Below are 11,240 nucleotides of genomic sequence, written 5' to 3'. Positions count from 1 at the left end.
CTGCCTCCCCCGTTCATGACCCGTAGACCTCGTGCTCGATGATGCGGACGACGTCCGCCTGCGCTCTCGTCCACCCGAACTGCCGCACCGACTCGGCTGCCGCGGTCGCGCGGGCATCGATGTCCGGCCGGGACACCGCGTCGGCCAGCGCGTGCGCGATGCCCTCGGGTGTCGGCGTCGCCCAGGCCACGTGCTCGTTGACGAGGTCCGCCCGCGAGTGCGGCGAGTCGTTGACGACCGGGATGGCGCCGGCGGCGAGCATCTCCTCGGCCACCAGCGAGATGTTCGTGAACGACATCGCCAGTCCGGCGATGCTCTCGTTGTAGAGCTCGTTGAGCTCGGCCGGGGTCAGCCTCCCGTGCTGGATCGCGGGGAAGGACAGCCCCTTCACCCGCTCGCCGTAGAGGTGGATGTCGACGTCGGGCCGCAGTTCGTGGAACCGCTCCAGCGCCAGGCGTGCGAGCCAGTATCCGCGGCGAGGGATCGCCGGCCGTGCGTAGAGCACGACGCCGGTCCTGCGGCGCTCCGGCAGGAGTCGATAGACGGAGGTGTCGCAACCGAACTCCGTGACATCCGCCTCGACACCGGCCTCGGACCGCAGCAGGTCGGCGACCATGTCGCCGAGCGCGATGCAGCGGAAGCCGAAGCGGTAGGTGTCCTCTGCCAGTGAGTACATCGAACCTCTGGCGTAGAAGAAGGGCTCGTAGTCCTGGATGAAGTAGAGCCGCCGCATCGGGCCGGTGCCCCGCTTGGCGAGGATGTGGGCGGTGTCCCACGACGAGGCCACGACCGCGTCCACCCCGGCGATCCCGTCGGCGGCGGAGTGCACTCCGGCGCGGAGGCCCGGCCACCACTGGCGGATGACGCGCTCCTGCTCCCGCAGGTCGCCGCCGTACCGGTCGTACAGGAACAGCTCGCAGGTGTGCCCGGCCTGTTCGAGGGCTTCCACCATCCGGAACAGGGTGGTGTGGCCACCGGATCCTGGGCTCGGCGGGATCGTGACCCAGCCGATCCGGAGCGGCCCGGGCCGCTGCGGCCGGGTGTCGGGCACCGGGAGGTCGAGCCGGGTCGAGTCGGCGATGTCCGCGTCCCGCAGCGGTTCGGCGAGCACGCCGGCGTCGAGCCGCGTGTACGCGAACCGCGTCGCCCGCTGTGCGAGCACGAGCGGCCCGTCGTCGCGCATGATGGCGGCCGCCTTCGCGGCGTTCCGTCCGAGCCTGCGGACGGAACGGCCAGCCGCGCTCACTGCGCCCATGTCGATCCCACCCCGGTCTCCGTGCGTCCCCAGTGCAGCCGCATGCGCTCGTAGTCCCCCGTCCTGGCCCAGCGGGCGTAGCGTCTCGATGCGCGCACCCGCCGGCCGATCCGAGGCAGCGCCCCCCGGAGCACGGCCACCATCGTGTTCGGGGCGCGGTCGGCCATGGCCCTCTCGGTCACACGCCGCCACGCACGGGTGGAACGGATGCCGGGCGAGCACTGCGCGGCGAAGTCCAGCAGTTTCGGGACCGCCTCCGAGGGGGTGCCGCGATCGAGGAGCCGGGTCGCCTGGTCCAGAGCCTCCGATGCCACCGCGTGGTACGCCGCCTCACGCAGCGGCGCGCCGTCCGGCAGCAGCGGCCCGACCTCGTCGAACAGCAGCGTGAACGCGTCCCGGATCTCGCCGAGGATGACGAGCGGCTCCTCCGCCTGCGTCGACAGGCTGCCCGCGTGCTCCCTGTGCCAGGCCTGGTCGGCGCCGCGGATGTAGGCGACGTCCGAATACGCCGAGAGCCTCAGCCACATCTCCATGTCGTGCGTGTGCGCGAGCGGGCGCTGCCCGCCTGTGAGGTCGACGACGCTCCGCCGCATGACGACCTCGGGCGAGGTGATGACATTCGTCCCGTCCATCGCCCGCGCGGCCAGCCATTCGCTTCCCGTCCAGACGGTCCACGACTCCGCCTGCTGGCGGCTGGTGGGGAGCGTCGGCCCGGCGAAATGGATGGGATGGCCGTAGACGAGACCGACCCGGGGGAAGCTCTGCATGACGGCGACCGCGCGCTGGAGCGACCCGGGCGTCAGCACGTCGTCGGCATCGAGCCGGACCAGGAACTCTCCCGTCGCCGCGGCCAGGCCGCGGTTGAACGTCTCGACGGCGCCGAGGTTCTCCGCGTTGGCGATGACCCGGACGCGGTCGGACTCGGCTGCGAGCCTCCTCGCGACGGCCAGGCTCTGGTCCAGTGACGCATCGTCCACGACGATGACCTCGACCTCGACGCCGGCCTGGTCGAGCACGCTGTCGACCGCTTCGACCAGGTAGCGCGCGTAGTTGTAGCACGGGATCACCACGCTGACCGTCGCTCCCGGGCGCGCCGGCAGGGGCTGGTAGCGCCGTCCGGTCAGAGCTGTCTGCGTCATGAGGCTCCCTCCGTCCGGACCGAGGGGGCTCGCAGCACCTTCAGCTGCTTCCGCAGCCACGGCCACACCAGCGCCGCGTAGAGGACCAGGGCCGCGCCGCCCCCGGCGAGCAGGGCCAGCAACGGGTTCTGGATGAACACCGCCGCCGCGATGGCCGCGGCCACCGCGGGGAGCGCCGCGACCGTGGGCAGCCACGCCGCGTGCGCGAGCTCACCGAGGCGGATGCCTGCGAGCTTGAGGGCGATGAGGTACGCCGGGAGGATGACGACGACCGCGACGAGCACGTGCGCCCATCCCGCCCCCTCGATCCCGAAGGCCCGGGTGGCGACGATCATGACCCCCACCAGCGCGACGAGCCACACGATCTGGATCCAGAGCACCGGCCGCGACCGACCCTGGGAGTAGAGATAGCCCGCCGAGATGTCGAACGCGACCCTGAGGCTCCCGTACAGGCCGAGCGCGGCGAGCACCGGCGCGCCGGGCAGCCAGCGCTCGCCGTACAGCACGTCGATCAGCGGGAAACTCAGCGCCGCGAGAACCGCCCCGGCCGGCAGGGCGCCGGCCCAGGCGACGGCGGCGACGACCGAGAAGGCGTGGCTGCCGCCGCGCGATCGCGCGAAGAACGGCAGCGAGATCGAGCGCACCACCTGGGACAGCGCGCTCATCGGCCAGCTCGAGATGTTGAAGGCGAGGACGTAATACCCCAGCGCGGTCGCGCCGGCCACCCGGGCCAGGACGATGTTGTCCACGTTGAGCAGCGTCCAGGAGAGGAGGTTGGCGCCGGCGACCGGGAGACCGAACGCCAGGACGCCCCGCACGACCGTGCGGTCGATCGAGTAGTGCGGCTTCACCCGCGCCAGCAGGAACTGCATGGTCGAGGAGACGCACTGCGCGGCGACGCGGCCGAGGGCGAGGCCCATCACGCCGAAGCCGAGGGCGACGAGCACCAGCGTCACGGTGGTGGAGACGACGAAGTCCGCGACCCCGACGAAGAACAGCTCGCGCTGCTGGAAGCGCCGCTGCAGCATCGCGATCGGGACGACGGTGCCGCCCGCCAGGAAGAGCGTGACCGAGAGCACGGCGATGGCCGGGCCGGCCTGCGGGCTGCCCAGCAGCGACGCCAGCCCGGAGCTGGAGGCCATGGTCGCCAGCATCGTGATCGTGCCGGCGGTGAGGCCCAGCGTCGCGACGGTCGGTGCGATCCGGTCCGGCTCGTCGGAACGGATGAGGTCGGCAGAGAGCCCCAAGTCGGCGACGGTGATCAGGATCCCCTGGACGGTCAGCGCGACCGCGTACGCGCCGAACTGCTCCGGGGCGAGCAGGCGGGCGAGGACGATGCCGACGACCAGACCGCCCAGCCGGAGGACGATCGTGCTCACGCCGCTCCACGCCGCGCCGCGCGCCGCGCGGGAGCGGAGCGTGGGCTCGGTGTCGGCCATCCCGGTGCTCTGACTCACAGTCCCACTGCCGCCTGCCGACGCGACCGGATCTTCCAGCGCGTGCTCTCCACGACGCGGACCAGCCGCGGGGAGTCGAACGACCCCTTCTTGTCGGAGGCGAGGCCGCTCCACCGCCACGCCGCCGACCCGACCGCCCGGGGGTAGGTCGTGCGCGCGAAGGCACGGAGGTCGGCCGACGCGGACCGCGGTGCGCCCGTGGACTCCAGGAGCGCCGAACGGAGGAGGGCTTCGCGGGCGACGGAACGCCGGGCGGTCTCCCGCCACCTGTCGGCCCGCGGCAGCCCCGCGCCGTCGCTGGCGAAGAAGCGCTCGTACACGTCGCGGACCTGGGTCATGTCGTCGGTGGCGCCGGCGAAGTCGGTGGAGTGCATGTTCTCGCCGTGGTCCCGGTAGTAGGCCTGCCGGGGTCCGCCGACGAATCCGATGCCGGAGAACGTCGCCGCCTGGAGCCACATGTACATGTCCGCGGCGTGCGGGAAGTCGACGTCGTATCCCCCGGTCCGCTCGTAGACGGAGCGGCGCATGACCACCTCGGGGTTGACGATGGAGTTGCGTCCGCGGTGCACGATCCGGCGCAGCCACTGCTCGCCGGCCCAGGTCTGCCACCAGACCCGCGCGTCGGCCACGGGCGGGAGCTCGCCGTGGAACCACTCGACCGCGCCGTAGACCAGACCGACCTCGGGGTGCGCCTCCAGCAGAGCCGCGGACCGCGCCAGGGAGCCGGGCGTGAGCGCGTCGTCGGCGGAGAGCAGCACGACGTAGTCGCCGGTCGCCCGCGACAGCCCGTCGTTGTAGGTGCGGATGTGCCGGAGGTTCACCTCGTGCTCGACGAGGGCGATCCGGTCGTCGCCGGCGGCGAGGCGCCGGGCGACCTCCAGGCTGCCGTCGGTGGAGGTGTCGTCCACGATGATGATGTCGACGTCGACCCCGTCCTGCCCGAGCACCGACTCCACCGCGACCGGCAGGTACCGGCCGTAGTTGTAGTGCGGGATGACCACGGTCACCCTCGGGCGCCGGGTCAGAGCGCGCGGTCGGAAGATCCTCACGTCACTTTCCCCCAGACTGAGTCTTACTCACCTTTGAACAGTGCCACAGGGTATGAAGAACCTAAAGACCCTCGTTGGAGGGGTGAACCGCCGGGTGAACCGAACGTCGGCGGCACCGGGTACGCTGCCGTCATGTGCGGACGCTTCGCCCTCGACTCGGAGACGGATGAGCTGATCCAGGAGTTCGTCGCCGACGGCGGCGACTTCCGGGACTGGCGGCCGAGCTACTCCCTCGCGCCGACCGACGCCGTGCCGATCGTGCGGGAGCGCGTCCGCAGCGGCACGGGAGAGCTGGAGCGCACCGTCGACGCGGCGGCGTGGGACTTCCATCCCGCCTTCATCCGCGAGTCCAAGCGGCCGAACTTCAACGCACGCCTGGAGACGGTGTCCAGCAACGGGCTGTGGAAGGGCGCGTTCGCCTCCTCGCGCGCCCTGATCCCGATGCGGGGCTACTACGAGTGGACGGGCGAGGCCGGGCACAAGGACGCGCACTTCCTGCACGCGGCCGACGGCGGCCTGCTCGCCGCCGCCGGACTCTACACGGCACGGAAGATCGGCGACGAGTGGCACGTCTCCGCCGCCATCATCACCCGCCCGGCACGCGACGCCTCCGGCGAGATCCACGACCGGATGCCGGTCTTCCTGGAGCGCTCGGCGTGGGACGACTACCTCGACCCGGCCAAGCTGGACGAGGCGGGCAAGGCGCGGATGGTCGACTTCCTCAGCACCGAGTCCGAAACCGTGGCGGCCACCATCACGAGCTACGAGGTGGACCGCCGCGTGAACAACTCGCGCACGATCGACCCGGCAGACCCGACCCTCATCGAGCCGCTCGCGGAGGACTGACCGGGCCTCGCCGTCAACGCACCACCGACGGCGACCAGGCGTGCGCGAGGAAGAGCCTCGGCGCGGCGGAGCCGTCGGCCTTGACCGCGTAGACGTTGCTGTTCCCGGGCGCCGCCGGATCGGCGAGGCCGTAGAGCAGCGTGCCGTCGTCGAGCCATTCGGCCTGATCGTCCACGCTGACCGACGCCGGGATGGGCAGCTCCTTCTCGACCCCGGTCGCGAAGTCGAGGACCGCGAGCGTCCAGTGCTTGGTCGCGGTAGTCGAGATGTTCTTCTTGTACGCCACCCTGGTGCCGTCCGGTGACAGCGATGGGCACTCGGCGCCGTCCTTCACGGCGACGAGGGTCCGCCCGCGCAGGTTGCCGCGGACCAGCCAGATCCGGCCTCCGGACATCGCCGTCGCGAAGAACGTGTTGTCGTCCGAGGCGAAGGTCACTCCCCAGATCTCGCGGTCGGCGGTGACCTTCTGGCCGTCCACCAGCAGTGTGAACGCCTCCAGGTTGCCGTAGTCGATGCCGTTCACCGCCGAGATGGTGGTCTGGGTCGAGAACCCGGCGGCCCCGTACGAGGATCCCGTGACGAAGGAGGTCTGGGCGACCAGCGACGAGTCGGGCGAGATCCGCGTGCGGCTCGGGAAGCCGGGGAGCGGCCAGCTCTTGAGCTGGTCTCCCGCCACGTCGTACAGCGTCGCGTCGAAGCTGGTCACGGTCCCGCTCTGGGTGCGCAGGCACATCAGGTTCTCGTGGGTGGCGTAGACCCGGTCGCAGAGCAGGCCGGTGGAGGTGCGCGCGGCGGACGGATCCGCCAGCGGCACCGACGCCACCTGGCCGTAGTGCGCACCAGGCGACGTGTCGCGGAAGACCAGCAGTGGACCGCTGGGAAGCGTCGGCCGCGGCGTGGCCGCGCCCACCGTGGCTGTCGCGCGCGACTGGTACCCCGCGATCGCGACGCCGGCGTAGGCGACGGCGCCGCCGAGCACCAGGACCGTGATCCCTGCGAGGAGCCAGTTCCGCCGCACCGCCTTCATGCGGTCATTCTGCACGATGCCCCGTCAGCCCGCAGCCGTGAACGCCGCGAAGAGCGCATACGTCGTGCCGCTCGTGGCCGGAGTGACGGTGAGCGTCACCGAGTTCCCCCCGCGGACGAACAGCGCCGAGGTGGACCCGGCGAGCGCGGGCGCCGCGCTGTCGTACATCCCGTACTTCGCGAGGATCCCGCGGTAGAACGCGACCACGTCCGTGACCTGCTGCGTGGACCCCGCGGTCAGCGTCACCTGCAGATGGTTGCTCTGGGAGGCGATCGAGCTCGTCTTGATCGTGGAGCCCGGCGCCTGCGGCAGCACGCTGGTCGGGTAGCCCGCAGCCAGCGCCCCGACCGCAGCCGCCGACTTGGGGAGCGGCGCGCTCACCGGGTACGGGAGCGGAGTCGTCGGGGGCAGCGCGGGCGATGTCGCCGGCGCGGCGGGGAGCACCTCCGTGGTGTACCGCTTCGTGACCGCCGGAGGCGTGACGGGCGCTAGGGGCGTGTCCGTGGATCCGGTCGAGCCTGGCTTCGAGCCCGACCCCGTCGCAGGGGTCGAGTGCGACGCGGTCGGCGACGAGCCCGCCGCGGTCGTCGGCGCCTGGACGGGCGCCTGCGAGATCACGAACGCGCCCGCCGCGATGACGACGGCGGCGGAGAGGCCCAGGATGATCCAGGTGCGCTGGGACGGCCGCCTCATGCGAGGTCCTCCTCCCGGATCAGGATGCCGTCGTGCTCGCGGTAGCCGTGCCTCGTGCGCGGGCAGCGCCAGCGGCCGTCGCCTTCGTCGACCAGCGGGAAGCCGGCCTCGCCGACCCAGCCGATCCGGCGTGCGGGCACTCCGGCGACCAGCGCGTAGTCGGGGACGTCCGAGCGGACGACAGAGCCGGCTGCGACCAGCGCCCAGCGCCCGATCCGCACCGGGGCGATGCAGACGGCACGTGCGCCGATCGAGGCGCCGGCCTGGACGGTCACGCCGACGGCGTCCCAGTCCTCCGCGGACTTGAGGGAGCCGTCCGGATTCACCGCCCGGGGGAAGACGTCGTTCGTGAAGACCACGGCCGGGCCGACGAAGACGCCGTCCTCGAGCACGGCCGGTTCGTACACGAGAGCGTAGTTCTGCACCTTGCAGTTGTCGCCGATGCGCACGCCGGGGCCGACGTACGCGCCGCGTCCGATGACGCATTCCGCGCCGATCGTGGCGTCCTCGCGCACGTGGGCGAGATTCCACACGCGGCTCCTCGCGCCGATCCGGGCGCGGGGGTCGACCTCCGCGCCCGGCGCGATCATCGTCGCGGCGGTCGTTCCCTCCGCACTTGCAGTGCTGGTGATGATGGTCATCGGCGTCGCCCCCAGGTCGTCGCTCGTGTTCAGTCGGGTGGTGGCGCTTCAGTAGGCGCCGGTGGGATGCAGGAGCACGCGAGCCGTGCGCCAGAGGATCACCAGGTCGCCGGTGAGCGACCAGTTCTCCACGTAGTAGAGGTCGAGGCGGACGCTCTCGTCCCAGGAGAGGTCGGAGCGGCCGTTGACCTGCCACATCCCCGTGAGACCCGGCTTGATGTACAAGCGGCGGTGGACGTGGCTCTCGTAGCCGTCGACCTCGCGCCGCAGCGGCGGGCGCGGTCCGACGAGGCTCATATCCCCGACGAGCACGTTCCACAGCTGAGGGAACTCGTCGATCGAGAACTTGCGGATGACGTGGCCGATCCGGGTGATGCGCGGGTCGTCCCTGAGCTTGAACAGCAGCCCGTTGCCCTCGTTCCTGTCGTTCAGCTCGGCGAGCCGCGCCTCCGCGTCGACGACCATCGAGCGGAACTTCAGCATCTTGAAGGTCGAGCCGTTGCGTCCCACGCGGTCCTGCCGGAACAGGGCGGGCCCGGGCGAGTCCAGTCGGACCAGCAGGCCCACGATCACCATCGGGATGGCGAGGACCACCAGGGCGGCGCCGGAGAGGACGACGTCGAGCATCCGCTTGAGGATGTGCTTGCCGCCCTCGAACTGCGGGATCTCGACGTGGATCAACGGCAGGCCTTCGACCGGCCGGAAGTGGATGCGCGGCCCGGCGACGTCGGTCAGCCGCGACGCCAGCACGAGGTCGGTGGCGGTGCCCTCCAGCGCCCAGCCCAGATCGCGGATGTACCGGCTGCCGCCGCGCGGCTGCCCGGCGACGATGACCGTGTCCACGCCGAGACGGCGCGCCGCGTCCGTCACGTCGGACAGGCCCCCGACGACCGGGATGCGCTCGGTGCCGATGTCGACCAGGTCGCGGCCGGCGTTCTCGGTCGCGACGCCGACCACGTGGTAGGCCGCTCCCGACTTCGCCTGGATCTGTGCGGCGACGTAGCCGACGTCGTCGCGGTCCCCGACCACGAGGGCGCGGGAGAGGTAGTGGTCGTAGCGCTGCTGGCCGATCAGCCAGCGCCGCCACATCCAGCGACTGCCGAGCAGCGCGACCGCCCCCGCGGGGAGCGCGAGGATGAAGTAGCCGCGGGCGACCTCCACGTCGCCGACCAGGAAGACGATGGCCAGGAGCCCGAAGGTCAGGGCGCTGGCGGACGCCACCCGGCGGTACTCGGTGAGCCCGGTGCCGCAGACCCGCGCGTCCCTGGTGTGTCCCGCGGAGAGGGCGACCGACCAGCTCAGTGCGATCAGGAGCGAGATGAGCGCGTAGGGCACGGGGAACCCGGCGACGCTCGCGGCGATGTCGTGGGTGCCGAAGCGGATGACGAAGGCGGTGCCGATCGCGGCGAGGATGATGACCGAGTCGGTGATCCGGAGCCGCAGCAGGTAGGAGTGCGCCCAGGGGCGGCCGTCTCCCGGACGGAGGCTCTCGACTTCACCGGCGACGGCGAAGCGCCGCCAGGGGCGCCGGGAGCGGCCGCCGACGGCTCCTGCGACGGCTCGGGGACGGACGACGGTCATCACTCTCCCCTTCCCTCGCCGGAGGCGCCGTGGCGGGCGCGGTGGACAGAACCGGCGGCGGCTGGGGGAAAGCCGTGGTCTCGAACGACTTTGCCGCCGCCGGCTCCGTGCATGGGGACGGCCGGAGGGAGAAGCGCCGGGCGGACCGCACCGGCGCATGGACTTGGAGTTCTCGCGTGCATCACAACTCGTCCCTGCTCATCGGGTTTCACAGGTGTATTCGGGTGTGCAGGGCCGGAGTCCGATCAGAAAAATGACTGTTCCTCAGCTCTACGAAAATGAGGATACATCGGCTTTCGGAGCCGAACCTATCCCCCGTCCGGGGGGGGTGCCCCCGCGAGCGCGTCAGGCCGAGACGCCGGTCTCCGCGAACAGGTACGCGGCGATCTCCAGGGCGCTGGTGGCGGCCGGGGACGGTGCGTTCAGGACGTGGAGCTGATGGCGCGAGCGCTGGATGACGAAGTCGTCGGCGAGGGTCCCGTCGCGGCGGACGGCCTGCGCGCGGACGCCCGCTCCCGCCCGGACGATGTCCCTGGCCTCGATCCGGGGCACGAGACGGGCGAGGCTCGCCGCGAACGCGGAGCGGCTGAGCGACCGGGCGACCTCCCGCACACCGGTCTCCAGATTGTGCGACGCCATCCGCAGGAAGCCAGGGTAGGTCAGCGACTCCACCGCGTCATGGACGTCGATGTCGCGCCAGCGGTAGCCCTCGCGCTTGAGGGCGAGCACCGCGTTCGGCCCGGCGTGGACCGAGCCGTCGATCATCCGGGTGAGGTGCACGCCGAGGAACGGCAGCTGCGGATCGGGCACCGGGTAGATCAGCCCGTTCACGAGGTCGCGGCGCTCAGGGACGAGCTCGTAGTACTCGCCGCGGAACGGCACGATGCGCACCTCCGGCTCGACGCCGGCCAGGAGCGCGACGCGGTCGGCCTGCAGCCCGGCGCAGTTGACCAGGATCGAGCCGCGGGCCTCCCCGCCCTCGTGCTCCACCACGACACCGTCGGCCGAATCGTGGATGGCGACGACCCGCGCGCCGGTGCGGAGCTCGGCGCCGTGCCGCATCGCGATCACGGCGAGCTCGCGGCAGACCGCACGGTAGTCGATGATGCCTGTGGTCTCGACCCGGAGCGCCTCGACGGCGTACACCTCCGGCTCGTACTCGGACGCCTCGACGCCGTCGACGAGATGGCACGGCACGCCGTTGGCCTCCGCGCGCCTGTGCAGCTCGTGCAGGCCGTCGAGCTCGTTCTCATCGGTGGCCACGATCAGCTTGCCGGGCACGGCGTGCGGGATGTCGTGGTCGCGCGCGAAGGCGATCATGGACGCGTTCCCCGCGGCGCACATCCTGGCCTTGAGCGATCCCGGCCGGTAGTAGGGGCCGGCGTGGACCACGCCGCTGTTGTGGCCGGTCTGGTGGGCGGCCCAGTCGTCCTCCTTCTCCAGGAGCGTGACCCGGGTTCCGCGGCGGGCGGCGTGCGCCGCGAACGCCAGTCCGAGGATCCCTCCTCCCACGACGACGACGCTCGGGCCCATCGACTCCTCCAGCACGACT

At 71.6% G+C, this 11,240-nt stretch carries 10 protein-coding genes; 1 reads left to right on the top strand and 9 read right to left on the bottom strand.

The features are described from left to right. Nucleotides 1-13: 13 nt before the first annotated feature. The 4 genes from F1C12_RS17340 to F1C12_RS17325 are packed head-to-tail and all read right to left on the bottom strand — an operon-like array spanning nucleotide 14 to nucleotide 4,900. A complete protein-coding gene (locus tag F1C12_RS17340; protein WP_258045965.1) occupies nucleotides 14-1,255 on the bottom strand; it encodes a rhamnosyltransferase WsaF family glycosyltransferase in 1,242 nt (413 codons plus the stop codon). Beyond that, the gene (locus tag F1C12_RS22770) at nucleotides 1,243-2,394 is read right to left on the bottom strand and encodes a glycosyltransferase family 2 protein (protein ID WP_185276126.1); all 1,152 of its coding nucleotides are present in this window, start codon (nucleotides 2,392-2,394) and stop codon (nucleotides 1,243-1,245) included. The genes F1C12_RS17340 and F1C12_RS22770 overlap by 13 nt, the downstream gene beginning before the upstream one ends. After that, nucleotides 2,391-3,851, bottom strand: coding sequence for a lipopolysaccharide biosynthesis protein (locus F1C12_RS22765; protein WP_185276125.1), 1,461 nt, complete (start codon nucleotides 3,849-3,851; stop codon nucleotides 2,391-2,393). Before F1C12_RS22765 ends, F1C12_RS22770 begins: the two co-directional genes overlap by 4 nt. Beyond that, nucleotides 3,848-4,900, bottom strand: coding sequence for a glycosyltransferase (locus F1C12_RS17325; protein ID WP_185276124.1), 1,053 nt, complete (start codon nucleotides 4,898-4,900; stop codon nucleotides 3,848-3,850). Before F1C12_RS17325 ends, F1C12_RS22765 begins: the two co-directional genes overlap by 4 nt. A gap of 132 nt (nucleotides 4,901-5,032) precedes the next feature. Here F1C12_RS17325 and F1C12_RS17320 point away from each other — a divergent pair, with 132 nt between their 5' ends. Continuing rightward, the gene (locus tag F1C12_RS17320) at nucleotides 5,033-5,746 is read left to right on the top strand and encodes an SOS response-associated peptidase (protein ID WP_185276123.1); all 714 of its coding nucleotides are present in this window, start codon (nucleotides 5,033-5,035) and stop codon (nucleotides 5,744-5,746) included. A 13-nt stretch (nucleotides 5,747-5,759) separates the two neighbouring features. On the opposite strand, the gene F1C12_RS17315 is transcribed toward F1C12_RS17320, so the two are convergent. From F1C12_RS17315 to lhgO, 5 genes are all read right to left on the bottom strand, one after another. Further along, nucleotides 5,760-6,773 carry a hypothetical protein gene (locus tag F1C12_RS17315; RefSeq protein ID WP_185276122.1) on the bottom strand — a complete coding sequence of 338 codons (1,014 nt, stop codon included), beginning with the start codon at nucleotides 6,771-6,773 and terminating at the stop codon, nucleotides 5,760-5,762. A 24-nt stretch (nucleotides 6,774-6,797) separates the two neighbouring features. Next, entirely contained in the window at nucleotides 6,798-7,466 is a 669-nt protein-coding gene (locus tag F1C12_RS17310) for a hypothetical protein (protein ID WP_185276121.1), read from the bottom strand. Further along, complete coding sequence (locus tag F1C12_RS17305) at nucleotides 7,463-8,056, bottom strand: acyltransferase (protein ID WP_185279031.1); 594 nt, start codon at nucleotides 8,054-8,056, stop codon at nucleotides 7,463-7,465. Before F1C12_RS17305 ends, F1C12_RS17310 begins: the two co-directional genes overlap by 4 nt. Nucleotides 8,057-8,155: 99 nt before the next feature. Continuing rightward, nucleotides 8,156-9,688 carry a sugar transferase gene (locus F1C12_RS17300; protein WP_185276120.1) on the bottom strand — a complete coding sequence of 511 codons (1,533 nt, stop codon included), beginning with the start codon at nucleotides 9,686-9,688 and terminating at the stop codon, nucleotides 8,156-8,158. A 345-nt stretch (nucleotides 9,689-10,033) separates the two neighbouring features. After that, the gene (gene lhgO / locus F1C12_RS17295; protein WP_185276119.1) at nucleotides 10,034-11,221 is read right to left on the bottom strand and encodes an L-2-hydroxyglutarate oxidase; all 1,188 of its coding nucleotides are present in this window, start codon (nucleotides 11,219-11,221) and stop codon (nucleotides 10,034-10,036) included. Nucleotides 11,222-11,240: the final 19 nt, after the last annotated feature.

Source organism: Leifsonia shinshuensis (assembly GCF_014217625.1).
Lineage (GTDB): Bacteria > Actinomycetota > Actinomycetes > Actinomycetales > Microbacteriaceae > Leifsonia > Leifsonia shinshuensis_A.
The sequence above is the reverse complement of the archived record's forward strand: the minus strand, read 5'-3'. Positions and strand labels throughout refer to the sequence as shown.

Coding starts and splice junctions, on each gene's coding strand:
- F1C12_RS17340 (WP_258045965.1), bottom strand. CDS start 1,255: ATGGGCGCAGTGAGCGCGGCTGGCCGTTCCGTCCGCAGGCTCGGACGG.
- F1C12_RS17315 (WP_185276122.1), bottom strand. CDS start 6,773: ATGAAGGCGGTGCGGCGGAACTGGCTCCTCGCAGGGATCACGGTCCTG.
- F1C12_RS17300 (WP_185276120.1), bottom strand. CDS start 9,688: ATGACCGTCGTCCGTCCCCGAGCCGTCGCAGGAGCCGTCGGCGGCCGC.
- F1C12_RS17310 (WP_185276121.1), bottom strand. CDS start 7,466: ATGAGGCGGCCGTCCCAGCGCACCTGGATCATCCTGGGCCTCTCCGCC.
- F1C12_RS17320 (WP_185276123.1), top strand. CDS start 5,033: ATGTGCGGACGCTTCGCCCTCGACTCGGAGACGGATGAGCTGATCCAG.
- F1C12_RS17305 (WP_185279031.1), bottom strand. CDS start 8,056: ATGATCGCGCCGGGCGCGGAGGTCGACCCCCGCGCCCGGATCGGCGCG.
- F1C12_RS22770 (WP_185276126.1), bottom strand. CDS start 2,394: ATGACGCAGACAGCTCTGACCGGACGGCGCTACCAGCCCCTGCCGGCG.
- lhgO (WP_185276119.1), bottom strand. CDS start 11,221: ATGGGCCCGAGCGTCGTCGTCGTGGGAGGAGGGATCCTCGGACTGGCG.